Origin of the sequence: Mycobacterium rhizamassiliense (assembly GCF_900157375.1) — a bacterium.
In the GTDB taxonomy this organism is placed as follows: Bacteria; Actinomycetota; Actinomycetes; order Mycobacteriales; family Mycobacteriaceae; genus Mycobacterium; species Mycobacterium rhizamassiliense.
In genome coordinates this window covers 2,215,929-2,241,988 of record NZ_LT721901.1, presented here as the reverse complement: position 1 = coordinate 2,241,988, position 26,060 = coordinate 2,215,929, and the positions used below count along the sequence as shown (strand labels likewise).

Below are 26,060 nucleotides of genomic sequence, written 5' to 3'. Positions count from 1 at the left end.
GCTCAGAACACTCCGAGCTCCCGTAGCTTGTCGCCGTAGGCGATAACGTCGGCCGCGAACAGTTGGGGCTGTTCGAAGGCGGCAAAGTGGCCGCCTCGGTCCTGCACGGTGTAATGCACCAGGTTGTAACGGCTCTCGGCCCAGACCCGCGGGGTTTGCAGCAACTCGAAGGGATACACCGCGTAGCCCGTCGGCACATCGACCCGGCCATGCCACTCGCTGAGCGCCGAGTTACCCGCCCGATCGGCCTCGCAGTACAGCCGCGCCGCCGAGGTGGCGGTGCCGGTGAGCCAGTACATCATCAGGTTGTCGATCAGGCGGTCGGTGCGGACCGGCATGCCCTCGCGGATGTCGCACCAGGCATGGAACTTCTCCAGGATCCAGCCGGCCAACCCCAACGGCGAGTCGTCGAGGCCGAAGCCCAACGAGTGCGGCCGTGTGGACTGGATCTGCATGTAGGCCGTGCCGTCCGCGAGGCGTTCGGCGGACGAAACGATCGATGCCAGTTCGCCTTCCGTGACCCCCGTCATGGCCTCGGCGGCGTCACCGGCGAAGGGAGCGAACAGCATGTTGGTGTGGATGGCGGCCACCCGCGGAGCGTAGTGCTCGCCGAGGTGCCGGACGACGATCGCGCCCCAGTCGCCGCCCTGCGCGACGTAGCGCTCGTAGCCGAGTTGCGACATCACGTCGGCGACGGCCGCCGCGACGTTCGCGACGTCGACGCCCCGCTGCGTCGTCGGGCCCGAGAACCCGTAGCCCGGCATCGAGACCACGACCACGTGGAAGCGTGCCCGTAGCGCCGGCAGTGCGTCGAGGAACTCGACGATCGACCCGGGCCAGCCGTGCACCAGCACCAGCGGGATGGCGTCGGCGTCATCGGAGCGCGCGTGCAGCAGGTGCACCCGCTGACCGGCCGCGGTCATTACGTGCGAGCCCCACTCGTTGAGCTCGGATTCGGTTGTCCGCCAGTCGTATCCAGAGCGCCAGCGCTCGACGACGGTCCGCAGGAAGGCTTGCTCGGTTCCGTAGTCCCACCCGCTGTCCGACAGCTCCGCCGGCCATCGCGCGTTGTCGAGGCGGCGGCGCAGATCATCGAGAGCGGAATCGGGCACCGCGATCGGAAATGACGCCGGCCCCGTCATGCCAACTCCCCTGCCGCCGAACGCAGTTCGTAGTCGCCCGGGTCCGGGCGGCTGGTCCATCGCCAGTAGTCGAAGATGCGGAACCCGTACAACGTCGGCAACCCGCCCGCCGCGTTCTTGTAGTAGCTGCTGGTGACCGCCGGGTGGCTGTACACCATCGACCGCAACCGTTCCTGACTGCGCCGATTGTAGTCGTCGCACACCTCGACCTTTGGTATGGCCGAGCCGAATTCGCCCGCCAGCACCATGTCGATGCATCCCATGATGTACCGCATCTGGCACTCCGAGTTATAGATGATGCTGGCCCCGTTGACCGCGTTGGTCCCCGGGCCGTACATGCAGAACAAGTTCGGGAATCCCGGCACGGTGACACCCAGGTAGGCGTACGCCGAATCACCCCATGCCGCATTGAGTTCCACGCCGTCGAGCCCGCGCACATTGATTGGGCCGAGTTGGTGGTTGACGTCAAAGCCGGTGGCCCACACCAACACGTCGGCCGGGCGGTGCACCCCATCGACGGTGGTGACGCCGTCGACGGTGACTTCCGCGATGCCATCGGTGATCAGCTCGACGTCCGGGCGCTGCAGCGTGGTCAGCCAGGTTCCGTTGTCCTGCAACGTGCGCTTACCCATCGGCGGGTAGTTCGGCGTGACCTTGGCGAGTATTTCCTCGTCGGTGCAGAAGACGCGCATCCACGCGATGAACATCTCGCGGATCGCGTGGTTGGACTCGCTGCACGACAGCCCGCCGTTGTCCCACTCGGGGTCGATCCGCACCTGCTCGTCGAGCGCGTCGGCGATCGGCCACCACGACACGAACCGCAACCACCTTCCGTAGTAAGGCAAATGGCGGATCGCCCACCTGGCGCCGTCGGGAATGGCGTCGTGGTAAATCGAGTTGGGCGCCATCCACTGCGGGGTGCGCTGATAGACGTCGACCTGCTGAGTCGAATCCGCGATGGCCGGCACCAGCTGGAACCCGCTGGCACCCGCGCCGATCACCGCGACCCGCTTGCCATCCAGATCGACGTCGTCGCGCCAGTCCGCGGTGTGAAAGGACGGTCCGCGAAAGTCACCGGCGCCCTTGATGTCCGGGATCACCGAGTTGCTGAATTGCCCCACGGCGCAGATCAATGCGCGCGACGTCAGGACTTCGATCCGGCCATCGGCCCCACGGATCGTGACCCGCCAGGTCGCGGACTCCTCGTCCCAGACAGCTCCGGTCACCGCGGTGTTGAACCGCACGTGCGGGGCGATGTCGTGCTTGGCGGCGACGTCCTGCAGGTACCGCAGGATCTCGGGCTGCTCGGAGTAGTAGTGCGTCCAGTGATCGGTCGGCTCGAACGAATAGGCGTAGTACTGATTGGCAATATCGACGCGGCAGCCCGGGTAGCGGTTCGCCAGCCACGTCCCGCCCACCGCGGACTGCTTCTCCACGATCGTGAACGGTATGCCGGCCGCCTTGAGCTTGATCCCCGCCAACAGGCCGGCCTCGCCGCAGCCGATGACGACGACCGGGAAGTCGCCGCGCTGCTCTGGCGTCGACGCCAGCACCGGTCCGCATTGGTCGGCATCGCTGAACCGCAAGTCCGCCGCGACGTAGTCGACGAACTCCTCGGTCAAGGTCCCCGCCGACATCACGTCGAACATCACCCGCATCTGCTGGGCGTCCGGAACGAACGGCGGCGGACACCCGCGGTCGCGGTATTCGCGGATCACGTCGAACGCGCGGTCACGCACTTTCTGCTTGTCGGGCTCACTCATCGCGCCCTGCAGGTCCATCGCGATCAGCAGGTACGGCCCGGGGAGTTCGTCGAGCAGAGCCATGTCGCCGGTCATGTGCACCATCGACATCAACAGGGCGGGGACGCTCGCTTCGGCGATGGCGGCTCGAATGACGTCATCGGGGTCGTCGAACGGAAGCCCCAGCAACGGGTTGCTCTCCGTCTCATCAGGCGTGGTCGAGGTGCCTAGCGCCGAGCCAGCCATCCAATCACCATACAGAGCATGCGCTCCGTATGGTCCGTGAAATTCGGCAGATTGTGCGATGACAGGCAGACCGCCCGACTGTCGCCCGCAAGCACTTCCGTAGCAGCGGAATGACTATACATATTGCGAATTACGTATTGTCTCGGCTTGACGCAGCTGGACCGACCTAGAGGCCGGCGTTGTCCTCCGCGCTGCGGCTCCGACGACCCATGAACCAGAAGATGAGGATCAGCGCGACGGCCAGCGACCCGTACCCCAGCACGGACGGCCACCAGGGCTTGGCCGGCGGGGCGGTTTGGGCGGCGAGGTCCTGACGGCTCGCCAGCGCCACCAGGTAGTCGCCCCGATCGGTAGGCCCGTAGCCGGGCAACGGCTGGGTCTTGGTCACCCGGATCTGGGTGCTCCCGGCCGGATCGTTGATCTGCCCCCAGGCCAGGGTGGAGTCGTCGAGCAGGAAGGTGTCCTGGCTGCCCGGGACTTGGTGCTCGTCGCGACCAATGACTTCCACCTGACCGACTTGCACGGTCTGGTTATTGGCTGGGACCGAGATCAACACGTCCGGGTACACCGCCGGGGGTGCGGGCAGTTTGTAGTCCGGCGGCGGTTTCCCTTCCCCCGTACCCTTCGGGACCGAGGCCCCGCCGTAGAAGCTGCCCGCCGCCAGGTGGCTCTCGCCGACCGCGGTGAACGGGTACAGGCCCGGCGCGGCGCCGTCGATCACGATGCGACCGCCGGACGGCACGAATGCCTCCCGGTAGGCGCCGTCGTAGAAGTAGCGGAACGCCATCGCCTCTTCGAGCGGGTTGAACAGCGTCGGGCGGCCGTAGTCGTCGTACTCGATGTAGTCCCAGTGCCGGGGGCGCGCCACCGTCTGGCCGTTGACCTTGACGATGTCAACGTTGCCGCTGTGGGCGTCGACGACGTTTTGCACTCGCTGGCCGAAGTCGTACACCTGCATCGGCGGCGGCGGCGGGCTGCCGGGGTTGATCCGCGTCGAGGGTGCGGCCTTGGCCGCCGCGATCGACGGCGGGGCGGCATCCAAGCCCTTCGGCGGGGGTACCAACGCCGCGACGCGGGGCGAGCCGGCGCCCGGCGGACTGATCGTCGGGGTCTGCGGTCCGACGGAGGTAGGCGGAGCGGCGGTGGTCGGCACGACCGTCGGGAGCGGTTCCGGCGGCAGGTTGATCGGCTCCGGGATCTGCACCGGGGCGCTGGGGCCGAGTCGCAGACGTTCGCCGTGTGATACGCCGACACGTAGAACCGGCAGTGCGCGCAGGAGGTGGGGTTCGACCCGGGGCCGGCGCACGGGGCCGCCTCCGCCACACCGGGCAGGGCCACCACCGCCGTCAGCGGCGCGAAAGCCATGACGGCTGCCGCCGCCAATCCGAGTGCTTTCACGTGGTGGCCTTTCAGGAACCGCACCGCTGCGGGAGCTGGCGACCACCAACGGTGGTGCGTTCGGGTCCCGGCGGTTTTGCCGTTACCCATGATTTCGCCATTACCCACGACGCCGTTACCTTTGTTTTTTCGACCTGATGCGGCCCACACCGCCGATGGTTTCTCCGGGTCCCCGGACCCTGAAGTAGGGCTTCCGAGCCCAGCTAAGCCTACCCGGCAACCTCGCGACGTCCAGCGAACAGCGGTTTTGCCCCCTTTGACTAGGGCAGGACGCGTAGTCCCCAGCGGTCGAGCAGCGGCTGCACGAGCACGTAGTAGGTCGTGTTGTCGTCACCCGTCAGGGAGCCCATCAGGATGCCGACAGCGCTGACACTGCCGTCTTCGTTCTTCACAAATCCGGCGCTGCCGCTGTCACCGTTCAGGGCGTACACGCTGGCTTCGACGACTTCGCCGTCGATGTTCTTGATCGCCCCACACGTCTCGCCGGTGATCGCGCCGAGCTTGCAGAACGGCGTGCCCGGCTGGATCTGGGCAGCGCCCCAGACGTCGCGGACCCGCCGACCGCCGACATCGCCTACCGGCTTGCCGACAGTGCGATCGAGCCGGATGACCGCGGCGTCCTTGCGGTCACCCTCTTCCTCGCTGGCGCTGATCTTTCCGAGGGGAACGTTCTGCTCGTATTTCCACAGCGAATCCTGGTGGCTGTCGCAATGTCCGCTGGTCAACAGGTAGTAGCTGCCGTCGTTGCCTTTGGCCGCGAAACCTGCTGTGCACTTGAGGATTTCGTCGGTCATCTGGATCCCGGGCGCGGGGGGCGGCGCTGCCCGCGCCGGGCTCGCGGACACCAGCGCGGACATCAAGGCGGTCACGGTCAGCGCGGCCCCTTGCAACCAACGAAAGCTCACCCCGCCCTCCTCTGCCCCGGACCGCACGGCCCACATCGCGAAAAAAGACTAGCCCGCAGTCGCCCTCCTCGCAGGACGGCGGCGAAAACGAGCCGTTACCAACGACTTTGGTGCAACACGGTGCGGCCGAGCGCGAGGCGGCTCTACGCCTTTTGCCCGCCGCGAGTTACCCTGTCCCGGTGACCAGCAAGCAAGTGCCGGGCGGGGTGGTGCACAAGTTGCCCGCGGACCTCCGACAGGCGCTACTGACCAACGGCACCGCGCTGGATGCCTGGAACGACATCACCCCGTTAGCGCGCAACGAGTTCATCTGCTGGGTCGAGGACGCCAAGCAGGAGAAGACCCGCGAGCGTCGCATCCGCCGCACCCAAGAGGAACTCGAAGAGGGCAAGCGACGGCCCTGCTGCTGGCCGGGATGCAAGCACCGCGAGCGGACCGGCAAGTAGGAGGGCCGCGTGGTGCCGGTAGCCGTCAACGCAACGAGCCGTGCCGCGGCATTCGCCCTCGGCGCGATGATCGCGCTCGTGGGCTGCACGTCCCCGGCGGCGCGCTCCACGCCGTCGCCGTCCATCCAAGCGCCCGCGCCGCGCAACCAAACGCCGGTGCCCGTCGCGCCGAGCCCGCCCCTGGGGGCGCAGCCGCAGCTGGCCACCGATCCGGCCCAACTGGCCGACGACCTTGTCGCCGATGAGCGTGCGCTGCGGGACCCGGGCACGCCGGAGCCGGCGTTGGTGGCGGCGGCGCACCGCGAGCAGGCCGCCTACCGCGCGATCGGGCGGCACCCCGAATGGGATGCGACGACGCGCCCGCGAATTCCTTCGGAGCTTCTCGGCGTCTACGACGGCAACGTCGACGCCCGCCGGCAGCTACAGGCGATGGCACACGAGCGAGACACGCTGCCCGCGTGGCGGATTGACCCCCCACCCCCGGTCGACGGGCTGATGGGTGACTACCACGCTGCGGAGGCGGAGTCCGGCGTCGGCTGGAACTATCTGGCCGCGATCAACCTGGTCGAGACGCGGTTCGGCAGCATCAATGGCGTGAGTACCGCTGGGGCACAAGGCCCGATGCAGTTCTTGCCGTCGACGTTCGCCTCGTACGGCAATGGCGGTGACGTCAATTCCCCGCACGACGCCATCATGGCGGCGGGCCGCTACCTGGCCGCCAACGGCTTCGCCAACGACCGCGACCATGCGATCTACCAGTACAACCACGCCCACCAATACGTGCAAGCGGTCGACGATTACGCCGCCTTGATCGGGGCCGATCCGGCCGCGTTCGCCACGTACTACCGGTGGGACGTGTACTTCGTGACGACCGCCGGCGACGTGTTGCTCCCCATTGGATACGCCGAGCCGTCACCCATTCCCGTCGGCGACTACCTCGCCAGCCACCCGCAGTAGCGCGTTATCGCTTGCGGGACAGGAAAGCTCGCATGTGTGCTTGCGGCTCCCCCGTCAGGAACGCCAGGCCGAACTGCTCGACGCTGTCTTCGATCGCGCCGTGGATCGTCATGTCGAACCACTTGTTGAGCAACCGCTTCTGTTGGCGGACCGCGTGCGGGCCGTATCCGGTGAGCTTCGTCGTGAGCTCGCCGATGCGCGCGTCGAGCGCGTCGGGAGCGACGACCTGATGCACCAAGCCCCACGTGGAAGCCGTTGCGGCATCGATGGTTTCGCCGGTCAACAAGAGCCAGGCCGAGTGCGAGGCACCGATCAGCGCCGGCATCAGCGCCGCGTGAATCACCGAGGGGATTCCGACCGCGACTTCCGGCATACCGAACTTGGCACCCAACTCGGCGATCCGTAGGTCGCAACACATCGCGACTTCCAGGCCACCACCCAGACACCAGCCCGCGAGCCGGGCGATGACCGGGACCGGGCATTGGCGAATCGCCTCACAGAATCCGGCGAGGCGGCGAATGAATGCCTCGCCGCTGGCGCGGTCGAGCTCGACCATCTCGTTGACGTCGGCGCCGCCGATGAACGCCTGATCCCCCGCGCCCCGCAACACGACGACACGCACGTCGTCGTCGTGGCCGATCGCCCGAAACGCCTCGGTCAGTTCCCCGATGGCGCCGCTGCCGACGATGTTCAGCGATTTGGAGTTGATCAACTCGATCGTGGCCACGCCGCCGTCGCGACCGACCCTGACGAACCGCTTTTCCATCGTGTTCATGCGTTCATCCTGGCCCGGGGCGCAGAAACGTGAAAGCCGCCCCGACGAATACCGGGGCGGCTCTCACAAAGGGTCTATCAGTAAAGCGGAACCCACACTCCGAAGAACCAGTAGCCCCAACCGCCGTACTGCCAGTTGAAGACCGGAACGGCCGTGAAGGTGTCGTATTGGAACGGCCCGAAGTCGGCACGGGCGACGGCCACGTCACGCGGCGGGTAGTTCCACGGACGGTTCCATCCCCCAGGAGGCGGCGGGCCATCCCAGCCCCCGGGAGGCGGCGGGCCTTCCCAGTTGGGCGGCGGGCGATGCGGCGCCGGGCCGTCGTTCCAGCCCCAGCCGCGCTGCGCCGGCGGGGGCGGCGCGCCGCGTCCCGGGACGATGAAGCTGACGCGCGCGTCCCCGCCGGGGCCGCCGATTTGCGCGCTGGCGGTGACCAAGTCGTCGCGCCGCGGGATGTAAGCCTGGTGCGGCGGCTGGGTGCTCGGCGGGTTCAGTACCACGGTTACACCCGGCCTGGTCGGCTGCGTGCTGTGCTGGTTCGCCGGCGTGGTCGGTTGCGGACTCGGCGCGGTGGTCTGGTTCCCCGGTTGCGTGGTCTCGCTGCGCGGCGGCTCGCTGCCGTGTGACCACGACGGCTGGGTGCTTTGGGTCGCCGGCGGCTGCGTGCTTTGAGTAGCCGGAGCTTGACTGGTCATGGCTGGCGGCGGCGTGGTATGCGTCGCCGGCGGCTCGGTGCTTTGGGTGGCCGGCGGCTGGGACTGTGTGGCCGGCGGCTGCGTGGTCTGCGGGGCCGGTGCCTGCGTGGTTTGCGGGGCCGGCGGCTGCGTGGTTTGAGGGGCCTGTGGCTGGTGAGTCTGCGGGGCCTGCGGCGCGCCGCCACCGACCTCCGCGCCCCCACCGACCTGAACGCCACCGCCCCCACCGCCGCCACCGCTGTGGCAGTTCGGGCACGGCGGTGGAGGATCCAGCGGAGCGCCGTTGGCCAGCACCGGATTGGTCATTACGGACATGCCAAGGCCGGCCGCAACCGCGGCCGCGCTGACGACACGTTTCATAGACATTGCTGTGTCCCTTCTACGATCGCCTGCGCTACGGGCAGGTCACGTCCAATTCGAATGGCTTGGTCACCGTCTGCGGCTGCTGCGGGTTAGTCATGTCCGTCCCCGTCGCGGTGCCTTTGATCGCATACGACTTGCCGTTGACCGCGGCTCCCGCGTTGCTGGCCTGGTTGGGGGCGGCGTCGGAAAAGCCGAGCGCGACGTTGTTGACGTTGCCCAATCCGACCGAGTGGACGATGGGCGGATTGTCGGTGCTGAGCACCGCGCCGATTCCGGCGGTCGCGTCGCCGACGCCGATGGTGAGGACGCCGTTCGCCGTGTTACACGTGATCGCGCCGCTGATGTTCTGGTTCTGGCCGTCGACGATGAGCTGGGTGGCTGCAGGAGCTGGCGCGCCCGAACTCGAGGGCGCACCCGAGTTGGACTTGTTGCTCGAACAGCCAGCGCAAGCCGCGACCGCCATGGCCACGCCGGCTACGCCGACGACGATCTCACGTTTCACCACTGATCTCCTTTGTGTGTCGCTGGTGCCGGTACTTTCGTCGCCTTGACAACCTCTGCGGACCCTACTCGCTCAACACGAGTCCGCCGTTGTGGACATCGCGTCGCCGGGTACCCAGAACCGCTGTTCGCAAAACAGTCGTTCGCCCGTCATGGCAGGAGCCGCAAGCCCCATTTGGCGAGCAACGGGGACACCGGGACGAAGTACGACGTGTTGTCGTCACCGTCCGGTGACCCCGTCAAGATGCCCACCGCGCCGACGGTTCCATCGAGATTCTTGACGTAGCCGGGACTGCCGCTGTCACCGTTCAAGCTGAAGACGCTGGCTTCGATCACGCCGTCGTCGCGCACCTTTGTGACGCCCCCGCATGTCTCACCGGTCACGGAACCGAGCTTGCAAAAGGGCACACCGACTTTGATGTCTTCGGAGGCGTACACACCGTGGACCGGCCTGCCGCCGATATCACCCGCGGGGACACCGATACTCGGGTCGAGACGGATGATCGCGGCGTCGATGTTGCCACCTTCGTTCTCGCTGGCGGTGATCGTGCCCAGCGGGACGCCCTGCGCGTAGGTCCATCCCGAGCCGTCGCGCGGGTCGCAGTGCCCGCTGGTGATGAAGTAGTAGTCGCCGTCGTCGCCACGGGCCGCGAAACTGGCTGTGCACTTCATATTTTCGTCTTGGACCCGCATACCCGGTGCCGGCCGTGGGGAGGCCGCATCTGCCGGTGCGATGCTCACGAACACCGTCACGGGCATCGCCACGGCGCCGATTAGCCCCAACCTTCGCAACCACGGTCCGGCCACGCCGCTCTCCTCTTGTGTAAGACGGCCTGCATCGTACCAACCCGTAAGCACGCGTTAGTTAGCTCAAGCAGTGTAGCGGAAAGACCGGCCCGAAGCCGTTGTCGCGAAAGGTATTACGCGGATATGTGACCTGGATTAATTATCGTCAACGTCTATTTGCGGGCGATGGCGTGCCATGCCATGTCGGCGACCGCCTGGCAGTACTCGTCATCGACGGCCGCATCGGAGTACAGGACGCGAACGTTCAAGGGCGCCAATACGATTTGCACGGCCGCCAGCGTGTTCACGCCGTCGCGCAATTCGCCGCGCTTCTGCGCCCGGTCGACCACGCCACGCACGACGGAAAAACGCGCCCGCCAGAACATCATTCGGGTTTCTTCGTCGTGATGCCCACCGCCGTCCATCACCAGCGACCGCAGGAAAGTCCGGCCGACCTGACTGTTGGCCCGTTCGGCGACTTTGCGGGCCAACGCCAACAGATCTCCGCGCAGCGAGCCGGTGTCGGTGGCCGAGGCCAGGCCCTCGACGTCGGCCAGGGCGGCATCGACGATGAGTCGCTGACGGTTGCCCCAGTAGCGGTAAATCATTGCGGGGTCCAGCCGGTGGCGCTCGGCCAGGGCCTCGACGCTGAATCGCTCGACGCCCCAGTGCGCCAACTCATCGAGTACCGCGGGCATGACACGCGCCCGGATGTCGGCGGGAACAGCGACCACCTGTTCATCGGGTGGCTGCGACTGCTCCATCCGTGTCCCCCTCGTCTGAGGTCAAAAATCGCCCTACCAGTGTGGCATCCATTGCGCAGCGGTGCGACCATCCGCACCGTCGCCTCGCCGAAGCTATCCGGCGTCGACGTGCCGGCCGAGAAAGTCCAGAACCGCGTCCGCGAATATGTCATTGCGATCGCCGGCGACCATGTGGCCCGCGCCGCGCACATCGGTGAATTCGACTTGCGGGAAGCGAGCAAGGAATTCGTCCGCACGCTCCTGGCTCACCAGGTCGCTCACCTGACCTCGAACCAGCAGCATCGGTACGCCGCCGCCTAGGATCGCCTCAACGGCCGCGTGCATGCGGTCGGGGTCGGTGACCTCAAAAGGAGGATTGGCCGCCTTGCCGCTGATGAACTGCGGATCCCAATGCCAGTACCAGCGATCGCCGCGGCGGCGCAGGTTGGCCGTCAGACCGTCCAGGTCCGTCGGCCGGGGCCGGTGCGGGTTGTATTCGGCGATCGCGTCGGCAACCTCCTCGAGTGACTCGAACCCCGACTCCACCCGGTCGGCCATGAAGTTGTGGATGCGGTTCGCCCCGGATTGCTCCATGTTCGGCACGATGTCGACCAACACCACCGCGCTGGCAATGCCGGGCGAGATTTCGCCCGCCAACAACATCGAGGTGAAGCCGCCCAGCGAGGCGCCGACCAGAACCGGCTTCGGGGGCAGCCCGCGCAGCACTTCGGCGACGTCGGCGGCGAAGCTGACGACGCGATAGTCACCGTCGTTGGACCAGTCGGATTCGCCGTGGCCGCGCAGGTCGACCGTCACAGCCTGCCAGCCGCGCTTCGCGACCGCGGCCGCCGCCCGGCCCCACGAACGACGCGTCTGCCCGCCCCCGTGCAAGAAGACGACAGCGCGGGCATTCGGGTCGCCCTGACGGTCCGAGACGATGCGAACACCGTCCAACCCGGAAGTCGAGAACTGTTCAGGCGCCGTCGTCATCAGCAAATGGTAGGACGTGCCGAATCAGGGCCTACGCACGGAGTATCGATGCCGGGCTCAGGGGGCCGTCGGCAGAGCGCCGGCGACGACGGCAGTCGGCTCAGCCGGGCGGGGCGCCCCGCCCGCCGCGAAAGATCTTGGCAATACGGCTAAAAATGCCCGCGTTGTGACCCCGGGCGTGCTGAGTCTCCTTGATTTTGCCGAGCGTTTGCTTTCCCTCGACGGCGTAATCCTTCAGGGATTCATCGCCTTCTTCGGCGCGCATGCGCAACCCTCCGTTCTGATCGAGCCGGCCGCTACGGCGGCGTCCAGTCGCTCTGTGTCGCCTACCCATTGGTCCGGTGGGCTCAAACGACCGCAGGCGACCGGGTTAGCCCTTGCTGGCTTTGATCGGCGCGCTGCTCGGGGGCAGCCGCAGCAGATTGCCGCGCAGGCTGCCCCGCGCGGTTCGGACGGTCACTAGGAGCCAGGTGAACAGCAGCCCGGCGTAGGCGACGGCCGCGGCGACCTTGAACGCCGGCAGATGCGTGTGCGCGGCAAGCTGCGAAGTGCCGGTGACGAAGGTGCCGACGGGGAACGTCAGGCTCCACCACGTCAGCGCGAACGGCATTCCGCGCCGCAGCGTGCGCACCGTGAGCGCGGTGGCCAGCGCGATCCACAGCACGGCGAAGCCCCACACCGGGACGCCGAACAGGATCGCGAACGTATTCATGTCCTCTGCCACCTCGTGCTGGACGGCCATCCCCGAGACGGCGCCGAGAAGCCCTGCAGCCGTGATGGATTGGCCAAGCGGACCCAGCACGATCCACAACGTCGGCACCCGCGCGGTGCCCGAGGTGCCGTAGAGGACCAGTCGGCTCCAGATCATCGCGATGATGTTCACCGAGGCCACTAAGGACAGTCCAAACATCGCGTAGCAGCCGTAGAGCATGGTCTGGCGGCCGGTCGCCGCCGCTATGTGCGGCAGCAGCAGCGCGCCCGTCGCCGCGGAGACCATGGGCGGAACCACCGGCATCAACCATCCGCCGAATGCCGCGTCGGGCTCGACTTCGTGCTGGGTGAACATCAGGAACGGAATGCTGACCGCGGTGAACAACCCGCCCAGCGTGCCCGCGGTCCACAGCACCCAATCGAGATCCACGGCGATGCGCTCTCCGATCAGATCCCGGCCCACCAGCATTGCCCCCGCGCCCACGGTCATCAGCGCCATCGGAGCGGCCCCGTAGAAGTGGGCCATCTGCGGGTTGCGGGCATGGCCGCGCGCCACCGTCGGGTGCCGCAGCCAGTGGCCACCGACCAACACGATCAGCAGCGCCAGCAAACCGGCGGCCCCCACCCACACCGCTTCGGCGAAAGCGCGCAACCCGAACACATGGACGGGCAGCGCGGCACCAGCCGTGGCGACGATCCCGGTGCCCATCACCGAGGCGAACCAGTTCGGCCCGATGTTGCCCAGTACCTCGACGCGCTTGTACGACGATGGCAGGTCGTCGGCGGGTGCAGTAGCCATCGCCGAGAAACCCTACTTCCTCGGGATGGCTCGATGTTCCGCTTAGACTCCAATCCGTGACGCAGATCCAGCAATCCCGGCGGGCCCTCAATAGGGTCCACGTCATGCTGGGGATCGTCGTCATCGTGGCGCTCGCCGTACTCGCGATTCCGATCAAGGCGCGGTGCGGTGCGCCGGGCCTCTCGTGCGCTTCCGCGCTGGACGCCCATGGCTACGTCCACTACTACTACGAGGTGGAGCCGCTGGGCGTCTTCCTCGCCGAGGTCGCCACGGGCTCGAACATCAAAGTCTTCTACACCTCAGGCGAGGACCTGGAAAAGGCCAGCTAGACACGTCAACCGGAGGGACTATGCGGATCCGCATCGGGGCCGGCCTTGCCCCCGCGCTGGTTGTGACAATGTTGGCGACGCTGTGCGCACCGGTACCCCAGGTCACGCTCGTCGATGCCTGGCGCGGAACCTGCGGCCCAAACACGTTGTGCGCCAACGATCCCCCGCCGGACGCCGGTGATCAGGCGACCGCCGAGCGGAAGATCATCGACGGCTACAACGCCAAGCAGGTCGGGTGCACGCCCAGCATGCCGCCCAACCCGCAGTCCATCACCTGGGACCCACCCGGCTTCAGTCCCAACGTCGGGGGCACCGGCGTGATCCACGACGCCAATCCGCAGCTGGGCGGTCAATACCGCGCCGACTACGTCAACGGCCGCTGGCACATCGAATATCTGTACTGCTGAAAAGCGCTGCGCCGGTTAGCCTCTCACAATGCCGGAGGTGACTAGCCGTGACAGACCTGCATCGCGTTACCCTGCGACGTGACCGTCAGGGTGGGGCTGATCAATTCCTTCTCGATGCCGAACTTCGTTAGGTCGAGCACCATCTCGACGGTGTCGGGCAGGGTCCGGGTGGCGTTGGTGCTCTTGCCCGAGCGGACGTCTGCGCCGCCCGTCGTTCGCACGTTGCGGATCGCCAGGTCGTTGCTGCCCTGCTGGGTGTTCAGGACGGCGAACGGGGAGCCGTTGTTGGCGAGGCTGTAGGTGAGCTGGTCGCCCGGTGGCGGCGGCAGCGCCTGCGCGAAATGAACCGCCAGCTGCAGCACGTTGCCGTGGGGATGCGCGACGTCGACGGAAGCCACGGTCACCGACGGCGGCGGAACCAGGCCGGACTGCACCTGGCAAACGAGCCGGCTCGGCAGGCGCGACCAGTCGTCGTGTTCGGGCCGCACCCAGTTGTAGAAGCTGACGACCACGACGGCCAGCAGCAGGGCGATGGGGATGACCAGCTGCGCCCCCGCCGGGATTCGGGCCCAGGAGCCGCGGATGCCGCGGTCTCCGCCCGGTGACGAATCGGGCTCGATCTCATCAACCACGCATTCCTCCTGAGATTCCGCCGAGATTCCCGCGGGCCGCGAGTTCGGCGCATCTTAGCCAGAATGCGCTGGTAGCGGGGAGATCGCCGCAGGGTGTTTCGCCTGTTGGGCTACGTGAGCCCGGGCACACCGCTCGGCGTAGGCCCTGTTCGCGGCCCGCTTCGATTGGAGGCTTCTCAGCTGGTTAACGCATACTTGACCTCATGCTTTCCGCGCCATCACCGCAAACCGCCGATGCGGTAGCCAGTGGTGCGCTGGAGTTAGGTCGAGGTATCTGATGGCAGGCTCTGGCGGTGCGCGTCACCGCCATCGAGCGGTTCGCCAGCCGTCGGCTCTGCGCAAGGGGCTGAGCCGCGGCTTCATGACCGTGGTGTCACTCGGCGCGGTGCTGATGACCGGGGCCGGATACTACGTGGCCCACGGGGCACTTGGGGGCATCACCGTTTCGGACGCGCTGACCGCGGAGGATCCGCGATCCAGCGGCAACGAGATGAACATCCTGCTCATCGGCCTGGATTCGCGGAAAGACCAGGACGGCAACGACCTGCCCAACTCGATCCTCAAGCAGCTGCATGCGGGCGATTCCGACGACGGCGGCTACAACACCAACACGCTGATCCTCGTCCACGTCGGCGCCGACGATAAGGTCGTCGCCTTCTCCATCCCCCGCGACGACTGGGTGGCATGGAACGGAATCCCGGGATACAACCACATCAAGATCAAAGAGGCGTACGGGCTGACCAAGCAGTACGTCGCGCAGAAGCTCGCGAACCAGGGCGGCAGCAGCCAGAAGGAACTCGAGACGAAGGGCCGCGAAGCGGGCCGGGCGGCGACGCTGCGGGCGGTACGGACCCTGACCGGGGTGCCGATCGACTACTTCGCGGAGATCAACCTGGCCGGTTTCTACGATCTGGCCCAGAGCCTCGGCGGTGTGAACGTCTGCCTGAACCACGACGTCTACGACTCGTATTCGGGTGCCGATTTCTCCGCGGGCCCGCAGCGGCTGAACGCGTCGCAGGCGCTGGCATTCGTCCGGCAGCGGCACGGTCTGGACAACGGGGACCTGGACCGCACGCACCGGCAGCAGGCCTTCATTTCGTCGGTGATGCGCGAGCTGCAGGATGCCGGCACGTTCACCAACTTGGACAAGCTCAAGAGCCTGATGGCGGTCGCGCGCAAGGACGTGGTGCTGTCATCCGGTTGGGACGACAACCTGATCCGCCGCCTGGGTGCGCTGGCGGGCGCCGCCGGTGCGGGCCAGGTGGAGTTCCGGACGCTGCCGGTGGTGCGCTACGACACCATCGACGGCCAGGACGTCAACATCATCGATCCGGCCGCGATCAAGTCCGAAATCGCCGCCGCGATCGGCGCCAGCCCGTCGACAACCGCCACCACCACCGCCGCCAAGCCCAGCCCCGACACCGTCGTCGACGTGATCAACTCCGGCAGCATGAGCGGGCTTGCCTCCGAGGTGTCCCGCTCGCTCAAGAAGTCCGGCTACACGGCCGGCCAGGTCCGCGACCGCAACTCCGATGAGCCGGCCAACTCCGCGATTCGGTATGGCGCCGGCGCCGACACCGACGCCCACAAACTGGCCACGTTGCTCGGCATGCAGGCCCCCAACCAACCGGATCCCGACATCAAGGCCGGGCACATCCAGCTCACGGTCGACACCAGCTTCACGATGCCGCCCCCGGACGAAACCACCATGGACGACAGCACGTCCACGACCACCACGACGACGACGAGCAAATCGAGCTCGCGTTCGGGGTACGGATACGGCACCTCGAGCTACCCGACGCCCGATCAGGGGAAGCCGATCGGCGGCGGCGGAGTGCCCTGCGTCAACTAGCGCATCGCCCTTAGGCGTGCGTGCCGCCGTCCATCCGGATTTCGGTGCCGGTGATCCAGGCCCCATCGTCGGATACCAGCATGGCGATCACCCCGGCGACCGCGTTGGGTTCGGCCATTCCCGCGCCGCTGGATTCCGCCGTCGTCGGCAGGATCGGCATGAGCCGGGGGAACAGCGACCAGTCCGCGTCCTGCGGGATGTAGCCGCCGGTGGCGTCGGTGATACCGGACTTGATGCTGCCGGGCGCCACGCACGCCGCGCGCAGGCCGTCCTTCGCGTATTCCAGCGCCAGGGAATGGGTGAAGGCCTGAATGCCACCCTTGCTCGCGGCATAGGCCGCCATGTACGGGTGGGCGAACGACGCGGAGGTGGAGCTGAAGTTCACGATTGCGCTGCGCGGATTCGCCAGCAGCGCAGGCAGCGCTTCGCGGACGACCAGAAAAGTACCCGTCAGGTTGACGGCGATGATCCGGTTCCACTGCTCGAGGGTGGTCTCGTGCGTGTGCCAGGCGCGCAGGATGCCAGCAGCGTTGACGAGCGAATCCAGGCCGCCCAGCTTCTCCACGGCCGACGCCACACCGTCGATCACCGAATCCTCGTTGCCGACGTCTAATGCCATGGTGGTCAGCCGGTCCGCGTCGGCGCCGGCCTGGGCCCGGGTGTTGTCCAGGCCGTCGGCTGCGATGTCGGCGGCCACGACGGCGGCGCCCTCGCTGAGCAGCCGCACCGCGGTGGCCTGGCCGATTCCCGACGCGGCGCCGGTCACCAGAATCCGTTTGCCTTCAAGTCTTTTCATCTGATTCTCCCGGCTCAGACCACTCCACGAAGTCCGTCGGCGCCGAACACCGGCTCGAGCATCGCCGAGTAGTCGGGACCGCGTCGCACCAACACCCCGCCGTCGACATTGATGAGCTGCCCGGTCACATAGCTGGCCGCGTCGCTGAGCAAGAACATCGCCATGTTGGCGATATCCTCGACCTCACCGGGCCGCGGTAGCGGCGTGCAGAGACGATAGTCCTCGCTGAGCTCCGGCGACTCCAGCACGGGCGCAACCAATTCCGTGCGGATCAAGCCTGGACGAATGCTGTTGACGCGCACCCAGGACGGGCCGAGCTCGTCGGCGGCCAGCTGCATCATGTGGTCGACGGCCGCCTTGCTGACGCCGTAGGCGCCGAACCAGCGGTGGGTGTTGCTGGCCGCGATCGACGAAATCCCGACGAACGATCCACCGCCACCGCGGACCATTTCCCGAGCGGAGTGCTTGAGCACGTACATGGTGCCGTTGACGTTGAGATCGATAGTGCGCCGCCACAATTCCGAGTCGATCTGGGTGATCGGCCCGATGGTCTCCGAGCCGCCCGCGCAGTGCACGACGCCGTTCAGCCTGCCGTGCCACGCGGTCACCGCCTCGACGGCCCGCGTCGCCTCGTCCTCGTTGGTGACGTCGGCGGGCTCGTAGCGGATCGCGCCGCCGTTCGCCTGCAACCCTTCGATCTCTTCGACGGCCCCCGCCAGCCGGTCGGGATTGCGCCCGACGATCATCACCGAGGCACCGGCCGCGACCAGTCCGGCGGCTACGCCCTTGCCGATTCCACTGCCGCCACCGGTGACCAGGTAAGTCCGGTCTTCGAAAGAAAGCTGCACGCGAGGCCCTCTCAAACTGGAACAAGTTCTAGCTATAGAAGCATGTGCCCTCGGCGTGAATATCGCTACCCCCCGTCTCGTTAAAAGGCGGGTGCGACAGCAGCGGGTGCGACCGCAAGCGTGCGGCTACGGCTCGTCGCGGCGAGCCACCTTCGTCGGCTTCGCGTTGCGCCAGTCCTCGACGTGCGGCGGCTGGCCGACCGGCCACCGGTTCTCGTTGAAGGCCGCCCAGTGCGCGTGCCCCAGCAGGTGGACGTGGAACGCGTGCCGCAGCGCCTCGGTGTAGCCCATCGCGTCGGACGCTGCGTTGACCGAATCCTTGATGAGCAGCGACGCCATGGTCGGCCGCTCGGCGATGCGGCGGGCGAACTCGAGCGTCTTGTCCTCCAGCTCGTCGACCGGGAAAACCTTCGACACCATGCCCAGCCGGTGCGCCTCGTCCGCGTCGATCGAATCACCGGTCAGCAGAAGCTCTTTGGCCTTGCGCGGGCCGAATTCCCAAGGGTGTGCATAGTATTCGACGCCGGGCATGCCCAGTCGGACCGCGACGACGTCGCTGAACTTCGCGTTGTCGGCCGCGACGATCAGGTCGCACGCCCAGATCAGCATCAGGCCGGCCGAGATCGCGTTGCCCTGCACCTGCGCGATGGTTATCTTGCGCAAATCGCGCCAGCGGCAAGTGTTTTCGAAGAAATAGTGCCATTCCTGGTGGTACAGCTTCTCCATGATCGGCTCGAGCGTGGCCCCGCGTTCGCGGAAGCTCGGATGCTGGCCCGGCCCCGGTGCGCGCTCGGCCAGTGCCTGCTCGGAACCCAGGTCGTGGCCGGCGGAGAAGTTCCTGCCGCGCGCCGCCAGGATCACCACCCGGACCGTGTCGTCGGCCTCGGCGCGACCGAAGGCCTCGTCGAGCTGGACCAGCAGGCCGCGGCTCTGCGCGTTGTGGGCCTCGGGACGGTTGAGCCAGATCCTGGCGATACGGCCCTCGTCGAGGGTTTCGTAGGCCACCAGCTCGCTTGCGCTGGCGTTGGCCGCCTCGGCGCCGGCTTGGTCAGAGACTGTCATTCCGCCTACCTCAGTTCTCGGGCTGCTGCGTGTCGCGTCGACGCTTTACAGATTACGACCAGCGCGTAACGACTCCCGCGGTGGGTTGGTCGCCGGTCCAGCCGGTGTCGCGCGCTACTGCTGCTCGAGCGCGGCCGCCAAGAGCGCCGCGGCGGACTTGATCAGGCCAAGCGACCGGGCGAGTTCCGCGTTCTCTTTCATCAGCTGCTCGATGTGGTCCGACGCTTCGGGAGGTGCCGCAGGAGCGGCATTCTCGATCGCGCTCCGGCGCGTCCGTTCGTGGACGGTCTCGGTCACGGTGTTGCCGAGGGTGTCGGTGACGGCCCGGATCGCCATCCGCTCCATGTCGTGGCGCCCATGCACCGCGGCGACCCGCGTCTCCTCCACGTGCGCCCCGTTGACCGCCACGGGTGTCGGCACCGCCCGCAATTGCTGCTGGTAGGGCCGCGCCACCTGCCTGTTCGCCGTCTCCAGGCCCATCTCGGCCGAATGCGGCTGATCCAGCAGCTGCTGCAGTTTGACTTCCTGCTCCTGCAGGTCCGCTTCCTGCTGGGCCAGCTCGGAGTCCCGCTCGACGAGCTGGGCTTCTTGTTGCTCGAGCTCTTCGGATTGCCAACGCAGCTCGGTCTCCCCCTGGGCCAGCTCGGCCTGCCGCTGGCGGACCTCGACCTCGCGCTGGGCCAGCTGCGCGTCCTCGTGGGCAAGTTGTGCCTGGCGCTGCGCGATTTGGGCTTCCCGCTGCGCGACCTGAGCCTCCCGATAGCGGATCTGGGCCACCTGTTGGGGAAGCGGGGTCGCGCGCTGGGCGAGCTGGCTTTCTTGGTGGGCGAGCTGCGCCCGGTGCTTACGCAACTCGGCTTCATGCTTGTGCATCTCGGCCTCGTGCTTCTGCAGGGCGGCGTCGCGCTGAGCAAGCTCGGCTTCCCGCCTTTTCAGCCCACCGTCGCGGTTGCGGAGCTCGGCGTTTCGGTGCCGGAGCTCGGTGTCTTCCTCGATGTGGCGGATCAACTCCTGCTCGACGAGATCGATGAAAAGGTCGACTTCTTGCTCGCAGTAACCACGCTTACCAACACGCGCCCTGGAGAACGCTACATTGTGAACATCGGCTGGAGTGAGAGCCATGTTCTTCTCCCGAAGTCGTGGACGGCGGCGCAACGTCAAAATATGGGTCGCCGGGGCTCAGGATAATGCCTTTGCCGCGAGGGCATCCTGGTTTGCCTTTGAACAACTGCCATCCGACAGTAGACGGACTGGTGCGGTCCCGCAGCCCGGCACCACGGCGTGGATTACCCCGGCGCAGAGCCGATTACCGCACTTCGCGGCGATGACTGCCACGACCCCTGCCGAACCGATGCCGGTCGATCCGCTCCGGCCGGCGGCTGGTTCGCCAGTGGGCATGCGGGCCCCCGTACATATTCGCCAAGCAGTGGGCAGAAATCGCCTGGTATTTGCGCCGAGCCACCTTCTCTGGATTTCAATACACGGTTTTCTGACGCATATCTCGGGCGCCCCTTCGCCACCAATCGGGAATGTCAACGGGCCCCTATTCGGGCTTTGTGAACAAATTCGGATATTTGCGTGAATACATGACTGCGGGCGGGTTTCGGCAAGGCATTCGGGGCGTGACCCGGCGGTTCGACGGCCGCGCGGGTGGTCCCGGAAGCCGCCCCGCGCGAGATGGCTGACGAGCGAACGATCACCTTCGCCTAGAGTTGTGTTATGCCTACGAAATCTGATGGTGCCGAAATCGGCGATGTGGAGCCGGTGGCTGACAGCACGGCAAGTCAGGCCAGGCGGGTCGTCGCGGCGTACGCCAACGACGCCGACGAGTGCCGCGTCTTCCTGTCCATGCTCGGTATTGGACCGGCAAAGCTCGACGCCTAAATGGCTCCTAGGGGCGGCCAAGGCTCGAAGACCCCGAAATTCGGGGAATCCGACTTCGTCGTCGTCGCCAATCGATTGCCGGTCGATCTCGAGCGGCAGCCCGACGGCAGCACCACCTGGAAACGCAGCCCTGGCGGCCTGGTCACCGCCTTGGAGCCGCTACTGCGCCGCCGCAGCGGGGCATGGGTGGGCTGGCCCGGCATCACCGACGACGGCGGCGAGATCGGTCACGACCCCATCGAGCAGGACGACCTGCAGCTCCACCCGGTAAGCCTGTCGACCGACGACGTCGCCGAGTATTACGAGGGGTTCTCCAACGCCACACTGTGGCCGCTCTACCACGACGTCATCGTCAAGCCGATCTACCACCGCGAATGGTGGGACCGCTACGTCGACGTCAACCGCCGCTTCGCCGAAGCCACCTCCCGCGCCGCCGCAAAGGGCGCGACCGTCTGGGTGCAGGACTACCAGCTGCAGCTGGTTCCGCAGATGCTGCGCGAGCTGCGGCCAGACCTGACTATCGGCTTCTTCCTGCACATCCCGTTCCCGCCGGTCGAGCTGTTCATGCAGATGCCGTGGCGCACCGAAATCATCAAGGGCCTGCTCGGTGCCGATCTGGTGGGATTCCACCTGGCCGGCGGCGCCCAGAACTTCCTGATCCTGTCGCGACGGCTGATCGGCGCGAACACGTCGCGGGGATCCGTCGGCGTACGCGCGCGGTACGGCGAAGTGGAGGTGGCGGACCGCGCGGTTCGGGTGGGGGCGTTTCCCATCTCCATCGACTCCGGCGCGCTCGCCCAGGCCGCCCGCGATCGCCACGTCAAGCGCCGGGCCCGCGAAATCCGGGCCGAGCTGGGCAACCCGCGCAAGATCATGCTCGGCGTCGACCGGCTCGATTACACCAAGGGCATCGACGTCCGGCTCAAGGCATTCTCCGAGCTGCTCGCCGAGGGGCGGATCAAACGCGACGACACCGTGCTCGTCCAGCTGGCGACTCCGAGCCGCGAACGCGTGGAGAGCTATCAGCTGCTGCGCAACGACATCGAACGCGAGGTCGGCCACATCAACGGCGAATACGCCGAGGTCGGCCATCCCATGGTGCATTACATCCATCGCGCGGTCCCCCGCGACGAACTGATCGCGTTTTTCGTCGCCGCCGACGTCATGCTCGTGACGCCGTTGCGGGACGGCATGAATCTGGTGGCCAAGGAGTACGTCGCCTGCCGCAACGACCTCGGCGGCGCGCTGGTGTTATCCGAATTCACCGGCGCCGCAGCCGAATTGCGTCAGGCCTATCTGGTCAACCCGCACGACCTCGAAGGGGTCAAGGACGTCATCGAGGCGGCGCTGAGTCAGACGGACGAGGAGGGGCGCCGTCGGATGCGCGCGCTGCGGCGCCAGGTGCTCGCGCACGACGTCGACCGTTGGGCGCGCTCGTTCCTCGATGCGCTGTCCGAGGCGCATCCTCCCGGCTCCAAGTAACGCGGACCAACCCATGGTGCTAGCGGCGAAACGCTGTGATACTCGATGGATCGGTGAAGGGAGAGCACGGTGAATCTCCGTCGCGGGCTGGCCGCTACGGCCGGCGTCTGCTCGGTCGTCACACTGGGAATCGCGCTCGAGTCGGGGAATCCGGCGCGCGCGCTCGGACCGCCGGCGGACGGCACCTACTCCTACAACGAGTCGGGCGTTTCCGGAGTCACCTGGACCCTTTCGTCAATATGCGATCAGCCGTCCGGAACCCGGAATATGAACGACTATTCCGACCCGATCATTTTCGCGATGCAATGCGCACTGAACGTCGTGAGCACCACCGACGAGAAGATCAGTGCCGCCGACAAGCTGCAGAACTACAGCGGCCGGGCCCGGATGTCCAGCATGCTATGGAGTTTCACGATAGATAAGTCCGACGGTGTCTCATGCCCGGGCGGCGGCACCGCTCCGACCACCGAGAGCTGGGCCTTCAGCGACGAATCGATGAGCGGCACCCACACGGTCATGCATGGTCCCGTCTGCGGGTTGCAGGCGGGGATGAAGAAGCAGCCGTTCTCGTTGGCGATGACTGGGCCACCGCCCAGCCCGGTACAGCGTTATCCCATGCAGTGCAACAACATTGCGATCTGCTACTGATCGGGTTCGGTTAGATCGGCGTAATGTAGGCGATTAGCCACTTGCCGCCGATCTTCTTGAAGTCCACTCGTAACCGGCTGCCGTCATACAGCGGTTGGCGCGTTTTGTCGGTGACGGTGCGGTTCATATAGACCATGACCGACGCCGAATCCCGCTTGGCCGACATCACGCCGACACCAACGACATTGGCCTGCACGACGACCTCGCGCTTCTTGGCCTCCGGGATGATCTGCGTGTTGGCGCTCTTCTGAAACTCCTGGCGGTAGTCCGGCGTCAGCAGCGGATATGCCTGTGCGAGACTGCGTTCCACGGTCTGATAGTCGTAGGCGAACACCTCAGGCACTTCCCTGGCGGCCAACCCGGGCAGCACCGCACGCGCCGCCTGTTCACCGCGGGTCTGCACCCGGTCCCAGTAGAACCAGCCGGTCGCCGCCGACAATCCGACGATGCCCGCGACCACAAGGTAGCCCGCGATGGCGAGCAGCCACCGCCGCCAACGCATCAGTTGCCCCCGTCGGGATACTTCAGGTCGTATCCGGTCATCCGGCCCTGCTCATCCTCGTGCACGATCACCCGCAACCGGTACGGCATGGACGGTTTGTGCACTCCGTCGATGTCGGCCACGGTCACGCGCACCGACACCAGCACCGAGGCGTTGTCGGTGACCGTGTCGATGCCCTCCAGGGCGGCGCCGTTGATCACTGCCTCGGACGCCGCGTTGGTCGAACGGAACAGGGCCTTGAGGTTGTCGATGTTGTTGTTGGCGCCCAGCATGCCGCGCAGCGGGCCGCTGGTGCCGTTGAAGAACCGGTTCACGCTGTCGTCGACGTTGTCCTGCTTGTAGCTGAACATGTTGACCACCGTCTGCGTGGCGGTGTCGACGAAGCGCTGATCGCGTGCTTGCGCCGCCTGGGCATGCCGATGCTGGATGACCAGGACCGCCAGGCAACCGGCCAGCGCGCCAATTGCCAAGAGCGCAGCCGCAAACGAGATCCACCCGACCAGGACGCGGTGCGGCCGCCGTCGCGGCGGCGGCTTGACGGTCTTGAGGGCCTTGGCCCGCTTGGCCGGCTGCTTCGGCTCCGCCGGAGCCTCGAGCTGGACCGTCGCGGAAGAGTCGACCTCGCCCTTCGCCGGGCCCGCGGCCCGCGATGCGCGCCGACGAACCCGCGGTGTCGGAGAAGCCACTACATCGGCCTCGGATCAAGCATGAGGTCCACCCAATTCTCGGCGCCGGACGTGGTGGCGCCGGCCGCGAAGATACCAGTGCCACCTGCGGGGTCCCTGAAGGCTCCGGTGTTCTGGTCATAGGTGGTGTAGGCCGGGCCGCTCGCCTGCGGCGGCGCAGCGGGACCAGGCGGCGGACCCCACGGTTTCTCGGGTCCCGGTCCGGCCGGCGGCGGGTTGATGCCCACCGGCGGCGCCGGCGGCGGCAGCCACTTCGGGTACGGAAGCTGCGGGGGCACCGGCGGATTGCCGGGCGGCATCCACGACGGGTTGCCCGGCGGCGGCCCGCTGTCGTTGGGCGGCGGCGGAGCGTAGGCCGGCTGGTGGTTGGGCAGCGGACCAGGCCCGGGCACCACGCCCGGAGGGGGCGGCCCGGCAATGGCGATACCCGGATCAGGTTCGGCTTCCGGCGGGATGTACGGGAACTTGTTGGGCGGCAACGTGTTCAGCCCGTTTGTTTCCGGGGTGTTGTACGGGACGGGCGGGCCGCGCCACGGGTTACGGCCTACCGGCACATAGCCTTTCGGGTCACGACAGAGCTGAATCGTCGGCGCCCGCTTGCCGGGGAACTCCTGGCAGGGATAGTTGCGCGCGCCACGAACGGTACTGGGGTCGTTCTGTGCGACCTTGCAGTACATGTCCCGCGGGAGCTCGCGCACCGTCTCGTCCGCCGGAGTGCGCATCATCGGCGGTGGCAGGAAGCCGACGGCGCACGGCGGCGGGTCGTTGAGGTCGAGCTTGAAGTCCAGCTTGCCGCCCTCGTCGATAGGAGGACCACCCGCGATCGTGATGATCGCGGCGAACAGCGCCGGCAGCACCACGAGGAGCTGCTCGATCGACTTGTGGTAGATCACGCCGACCCGGCCCAGGTTGGCCAGGCTCGCGGCCAGCGCCGGGAAACTCGGACGGATACCGGAGAACGCGGTGCTGGCCTCGTCGGCCGCATCCGGCGCGGTCGCCAGCGTCGAGCGCAACTGCGGATCGGCCTGGCGCACCTCGGAGGTGAAGCGCGCCAACCCATCCGACAGGGACTTGATGTCGGCGCCGGAGCGAATCTGAGCCTGCAGGAACGGGCCCGCCTGATCGATCAGCTGCGAGACCTGCGGGTAGTTCGCGTTGGCCTCGTCGACCAGCAGCCGTGCCGATTCGATCAGCCTGGCCAGCTCGGGTCCGGAACCATTGGCCGCCTGGAATGTCTCGTGCAGCAAGTCGCGCAACCGCGTGTCACCGAGGCTGTTGACCAGGGTCTCGGCCCGCTTCAGCAGGTCGGCGACGTCCTGGCCGATCCGGGTGTTGGCCCGGTCGATTCGAGAGCCGTTGTGCAGCTTGGCCGATGTCGGGCTGCCCGGCGGCACCAGGTCGATTTATTGCTCACCGACAGCGGACACGCTCTTGACGCTGGCGGTGACATTCGACGGGATGGGCGTCCCACTGTTCAACCGCATCTCGGCGGTGACGCCGTTGGGGTTCAGTCCCACCGACTCGACCCTGCCGACCGCGACGCCCCGGTAGGTCACGTTCGCGTTCTTGTACAGGCCGCCACCCGCGACGAAATCGGCACTCACACCGTATGTTCCGATGCCGAGCGTGGCGGGCAGCCGCAGGTAGAAGATGGCCATGATGATCAGCGTGACGGCGGTGATCACCGCGAATATGCCGAGCTGAATCTTCGTAAGTCTGTCGATCATCTGCGC

The 26,060-nt window shown here is 66.9% G+C and carries 27 protein-coding genes and 2 pseudogenes; 8 read left to right on the top strand and 21 right to left on the bottom strand.

The features are described 5' to 3' along the window. Positions 1-2 precede the first annotated feature (2 nt). From MRAB57_RS10940 to MRAB57_RS10925, 4 genes are all read right to left on the bottom strand, one after another. On the bottom strand, positions 3-1,142 hold the full coding sequence (locus MRAB57_RS10940) for an epoxide hydrolase family protein (protein WP_077087578.1): 1,140 nt from the start codon (positions 1,140-1,142) through the stop codon (positions 3-5). Further along, positions 1,139-3,130, bottom strand: coding sequence for a flavin-containing monooxygenase (locus MRAB57_RS10935; protein ID WP_077087577.1), 1,992 nt, complete (start codon positions 3,128-3,130; stop codon positions 1,139-1,141). Before MRAB57_RS10935 ends, MRAB57_RS10940 begins: the two co-directional genes overlap by 4 nt. Before the next feature lie 166 nt (positions 3,131-3,296). Next, positions 3,297-4,436, bottom strand: coding sequence for a hypothetical protein (locus MRAB57_RS10930; protein ID WP_245835895.1), 1,140 nt, complete (start codon positions 4,434-4,436; stop codon positions 3,297-3,299). A gap of 352 nt (positions 4,437-4,788) precedes the next feature. Beyond that, entirely contained in the window at positions 4,789-5,433 is a 645-nt protein-coding gene (locus MRAB57_RS10925; protein WP_077090539.1) for a S1 family peptidase, read from the bottom strand. A 179-nt stretch (positions 5,434-5,612) separates the two neighbouring features. On the opposite strand from MRAB57_RS10925, the gene MRAB57_RS10920 reads away from it, so the two are divergent. Both MRAB57_RS10920 and MRAB57_RS10915 read left to right on the top strand, forming a co-directional pair. Continuing rightward, positions 5,613-5,879, top strand: a complete 267-nt coding sequence (locus MRAB57_RS10920; RefSeq protein ID WP_077087576.1) for a YdeI/OmpD-associated family protein — start codon at positions 5,613-5,615, stop codon at positions 5,877-5,879. Positions 5,880-5,945: 66 nt separating this feature from the next. Then, positions 5,946-6,836, top strand: a complete 891-nt coding sequence (locus MRAB57_RS10915) for a lytic transglycosylase domain-containing protein (protein ID WP_077090538.1) — start codon at positions 5,946-5,948, stop codon at positions 6,834-6,836. Between the two features lie 4 nt (positions 6,837-6,840). On the opposite strand, the gene MRAB57_RS10910 is transcribed toward MRAB57_RS10915, so the two are convergent. The 8 genes from MRAB57_RS10910 to MRAB57_RS10880 form a co-directional block, all read right to left on the bottom strand. Further along, the gene (locus tag MRAB57_RS10910; RefSeq protein ID WP_077087575.1) at positions 6,841-7,611 is read right to left on the bottom strand and encodes an enoyl-CoA hydratase; all 771 of its coding nucleotides are present in this window, start codon (positions 7,609-7,611) and stop codon (positions 6,841-6,843) included. 77 nt (positions 7,612-7,688) lie between these two features. Beyond that, on the bottom strand, positions 7,689-8,672 hold the full coding sequence (locus tag MRAB57_RS28805) for an MAP_0585 family protein (protein ID WP_173813881.1): 984 nt from the start codon (positions 8,670-8,672) through the stop codon (positions 7,689-7,691). A 28-nt stretch (positions 8,673-8,700) separates the two neighbouring features. Further along, positions 8,701-9,171: a lipoprotein LpqH gene (locus MRAB57_RS10900; protein WP_077087573.1), complete on the bottom strand. Its 471-nt coding sequence runs from the start codon at positions 9,169-9,171 to the stop codon at positions 8,701-8,703. A gap of 149 nt (positions 9,172-9,320) precedes the next feature. Then, positions 9,321-9,977 (bottom strand): S1 family peptidase, encoded by a 657-nt coding sequence (locus tag MRAB57_RS10895; RefSeq protein WP_108637925.1) that lies wholly within the window; start codon positions 9,975-9,977, stop codon positions 9,321-9,323. Between the two features lie 152 nt (positions 9,978-10,129). Then, complete coding sequence (locus MRAB57_RS10890) at positions 10,130-10,720, bottom strand: TetR-like C-terminal domain-containing protein (RefSeq protein WP_077087572.1); 591 nt, start codon at positions 10,718-10,720, stop codon at positions 10,130-10,132. A 93-nt stretch (positions 10,721-10,813) separates the two neighbouring features. After that, a complete protein-coding gene (locus MRAB57_RS10885) occupies positions 10,814-11,689 on the bottom strand; it encodes an alpha/beta fold hydrolase (RefSeq protein ID WP_216823734.1) in 876 nt (291 codons plus the stop codon). A 100-nt stretch (positions 11,690-11,789) separates the two neighbouring features. Next, complete coding sequence (locus MRAB57_RS28800) at positions 11,790-11,954, bottom strand: hypothetical protein (protein ID WP_173813927.1); 165 nt, start codon at positions 11,952-11,954, stop codon at positions 11,790-11,792. Positions 11,955-12,059: 105 nt separating this feature from the next. Beyond that, complete coding sequence (locus MRAB57_RS10880; protein WP_077087571.1) at positions 12,060-13,199, bottom strand: TDT family transporter; 1,140 nt, start codon at positions 13,197-13,199, stop codon at positions 12,060-12,062. A gap of 104 nt (positions 13,200-13,303) precedes the next feature. Here MRAB57_RS10880 and MRAB57_RS10875 point away from each other — a divergent pair, with 104 nt between their 5' ends. Then, a complete protein-coding gene (locus MRAB57_RS10875; protein WP_077090535.1) occupies positions 13,304-13,528 on the top strand; it encodes a hypothetical protein in 225 nt (74 codons plus the stop codon). A 20-nt stretch (positions 13,529-13,548) separates the two neighbouring features. Further along, positions 13,549-13,935 (top strand): integrase, encoded by a 387-nt coding sequence (locus MRAB57_RS10870; RefSeq protein WP_245835894.1) that lies wholly within the window; start codon positions 13,549-13,551, stop codon positions 13,933-13,935. A 41-nt stretch (positions 13,936-13,976) separates the two neighbouring features. On the opposite strand, the gene MRAB57_RS10865 is transcribed toward MRAB57_RS10870, so the two are convergent. After that, entirely contained in the window at positions 13,977-14,567 is a 591-nt protein-coding gene (locus MRAB57_RS10865) for a hypothetical protein (protein WP_077087570.1), read from the bottom strand. Between the two features lie 277 nt (positions 14,568-14,844). On the opposite strand from MRAB57_RS10865, the gene MRAB57_RS10860 reads away from it, so the two are divergent. Further along, positions 14,845-16,419 (top strand): LCP family protein, encoded by a 1,575-nt coding sequence (locus MRAB57_RS10860; RefSeq protein WP_077087569.1) that lies wholly within the window; start codon positions 14,845-14,847, stop codon positions 16,417-16,419. Between the two features lie 10 nt (positions 16,420-16,429). Here the strand turns inward: MRAB57_RS10860 and MRAB57_RS10855 are convergent, their stop codons facing one another. The 5 genes and pseudogenes from MRAB57_RS10855 to MRAB57_RS29700 form a co-directional block, all read right to left on the bottom strand. Beyond that, the gene (locus MRAB57_RS10855) at positions 16,430-17,215 is read right to left on the bottom strand and encodes an SDR family NAD(P)-dependent oxidoreductase (protein WP_077087568.1); all 786 of its coding nucleotides are present in this window, start codon (positions 17,213-17,215) and stop codon (positions 16,430-16,432) included. Between the two features lie 14 nt (positions 17,216-17,229). Continuing rightward, on the bottom strand, positions 17,230-18,063 hold the full coding sequence (locus MRAB57_RS10850; protein ID WP_077087567.1) for an SDR family oxidoreductase: 834 nt from the start codon (positions 18,061-18,063) through the stop codon (positions 17,230-17,232). A gap of 126 nt (positions 18,064-18,189) precedes the next feature. After that, entirely contained in the window at positions 18,190-19,125 is a 936-nt protein-coding gene (locus MRAB57_RS10845; RefSeq protein ID WP_077087566.1) for an enoyl-CoA hydratase, read from the bottom strand. Positions 19,126-19,239: 114 nt separating this feature from the next. After that, positions 19,240-19,998 carry a hypothetical protein gene (locus tag MRAB57_RS28795; RefSeq protein WP_173813880.1) on the bottom strand — a complete coding sequence of 253 codons (759 nt, stop codon included), beginning with the start codon at positions 19,996-19,998 and terminating at the stop codon, positions 19,240-19,242. 180 nt (positions 19,999-20,178) lie between these two features. Continuing rightward, positions 20,179-20,247, bottom strand: a pseudogene (locus MRAB57_RS29700) (DivIVA domain-containing protein); the annotation flags it as partial. 597 nt (positions 20,248-20,844) lie between these two features. On the opposite strand from MRAB57_RS29700, the gene MRAB57_RS10835 reads away from it, so the two are divergent. From MRAB57_RS10835 to MRAB57_RS10825, 3 genes are all read left to right on the top strand, one after another. Further along, positions 20,845-21,009, top strand: a complete 165-nt coding sequence (locus MRAB57_RS10835) for a hypothetical protein (protein ID WP_108637924.1) — start codon at positions 20,845-20,847, stop codon at positions 21,007-21,009. Further along, the gene (locus MRAB57_RS10830) at positions 21,010-22,491 is read left to right on the top strand and encodes an alpha,alpha-trehalose-phosphate synthase (UDP-forming) (RefSeq protein WP_077087564.1); all 1,482 of its coding nucleotides are present in this window, start codon (positions 21,010-21,012) and stop codon (positions 22,489-22,491) included. It begins immediately after the preceding gene. 69 nt (positions 22,492-22,560) lie between these two features. Then, positions 22,561-23,139, top strand: coding sequence for a hypothetical protein (locus MRAB57_RS10825; RefSeq protein ID WP_077087563.1), 579 nt, complete (start codon positions 22,561-22,563; stop codon positions 23,137-23,139). Between the two features lie 10 nt (positions 23,140-23,149). Here MRAB57_RS10825 and MRAB57_RS10820 read toward each other — a convergent pair whose 3' ends face one another. The 3 genes and pseudogenes from MRAB57_RS10820 to MRAB57_RS10810 form a co-directional block, all read right to left on the bottom strand. Beyond that, complete coding sequence (locus tag MRAB57_RS10820; RefSeq protein WP_077087562.1) at positions 23,150-23,641, bottom strand: mammalian cell entry protein; 492 nt, start codon at positions 23,639-23,641, stop codon at positions 23,150-23,152. Further along, positions 23,641-24,327, bottom strand: coding sequence for a mammalian cell entry protein (locus tag MRAB57_RS10815; RefSeq protein ID WP_077087561.1), 687 nt, complete (start codon positions 24,325-24,327; stop codon positions 23,641-23,643). The genes MRAB57_RS10820 and MRAB57_RS10815 overlap by 1 nt, the downstream gene beginning before the upstream one ends. Next, positions 24,327-26,054 (bottom strand): annotated as a pseudogene (locus MRAB57_RS10810) (virulence factor Mce family protein). The gene MRAB57_RS10815 and the pseudogene MRAB57_RS10810 overlap by 1 nt, the downstream one beginning before the upstream one ends. Positions 26,055-26,060 lie beyond the last annotated feature (6 nt).

What these genes read in the sequence shown, in the direction of transcription:
- MRAB57_RS10940 (WP_077087578.1), bottom strand. Translation starts at nt 1,142, where the DNA reads ATGACGGGGCCGGCGTCATTTCCGATCGCGGTGCCCGATTCCGCTCTC.
- MRAB57_RS10890 (WP_077087572.1), bottom strand. Translation starts at nt 10,720, where the DNA reads ATGGAGCAGTCGCAGCCACCCGATGAACAGGTGGTCGCTGTTCCCGCC.
- MRAB57_RS10880 (WP_077087571.1), bottom strand. Translation starts at nt 13,199, where the DNA reads ATGGCTACTGCACCCGCCGACGACCTGCCATCGTCGTACAAGCGCGTC.
- MRAB57_RS28805 (WP_173813881.1), bottom strand. Translation starts at nt 8,672, where the DNA reads ATGTCTATGAAACGTGTCGTCAGCGCGGCCGCGGTTGCGGCCGGCCTT.
- MRAB57_RS28795 (WP_173813880.1), bottom strand. Translation starts at nt 19,998, where the DNA reads ATGCACAAGCATGAAGCCGAGTTGCGTAAGCACCGGGCGCAGCTCGCC.
- MRAB57_RS10845 (WP_077087566.1), bottom strand. Translation starts at nt 19,125, where the DNA reads ATGACAGTCTCTGACCAAGCCGGCGCCGAGGCGGCCAACGCCAGCGCA.
- MRAB57_RS10855 (WP_077087568.1), bottom strand. Translation starts at nt 17,215, where the DNA reads ATGAAAAGACTTGAAGGCAAACGGATTCTGGTGACCGGCGCCGCGTCG.
- MRAB57_RS10835 (WP_108637924.1), top strand. Translation starts at nt 20,845, where the DNA reads ATGCCTACGAAATCTGATGGTGCCGAAATCGGCGATGTGGAGCCGGTG.
- MRAB57_RS10875 (WP_077090535.1), top strand. Translation starts at nt 13,304, where the DNA reads ATGCTGGGGATCGTCGTCATCGTGGCGCTCGCCGTACTCGCGATTCCG.
- MRAB57_RS10820 (WP_077087562.1), bottom strand. Translation starts at nt 23,641, where the DNA reads ATGCGTTGGCGGCGGTGGCTGCTCGCCATCGCGGGCTACCTTGTGGTC.
- MRAB57_RS10910 (WP_077087575.1), bottom strand. Translation starts at nt 7,611, where the DNA reads ATGAACACGATGGAAAAGCGGTTCGTCAGGGTCGGTCGCGACGGCGGC.
- MRAB57_RS10830 (WP_077087564.1), top strand. Translation starts at nt 21,010, where the DNA reads ATGGCTCCTAGGGGCGGCCAAGGCTCGAAGACCCCGAAATTCGGGGAA.
- MRAB57_RS10915 (WP_077090538.1), top strand. Translation starts at nt 5,946, where the DNA reads ATGATCGCGCTCGTGGGCTGCACGTCCCCGGCGGCGCGCTCCACGCCG.
- MRAB57_RS10935 (WP_077087577.1), bottom strand. Translation starts at nt 3,130, where the DNA reads ATGGCTGGCTCGGCGCTAGGCACCTCGACCACGCCTGATGAGACGGAG.
- MRAB57_RS28800 (WP_173813927.1), bottom strand. Translation starts at nt 11,954, where the DNA reads ATGCGCGCCGAAGAAGGCGATGAATCCCTGAAGGATTACGCCGTCGAG.
- MRAB57_RS10860 (WP_077087569.1), top strand. Translation starts at nt 14,845, where the DNA reads ATGGCAGGCTCTGGCGGTGCGCGTCACCGCCATCGAGCGGTTCGCCAG.
- MRAB57_RS10885 (WP_216823734.1), bottom strand. Translation starts at nt 11,689, where the DNA reads ATGACGACGGCGCCTGAACAGTTCTCGACTTCCGGGTTGGACGGTGTT.
- MRAB57_RS10870 (WP_245835894.1), top strand. Translation starts at nt 13,549, where the DNA reads ATGCGGATCCGCATCGGGGCCGGCCTTGCCCCCGCGCTGGTTGTGACA.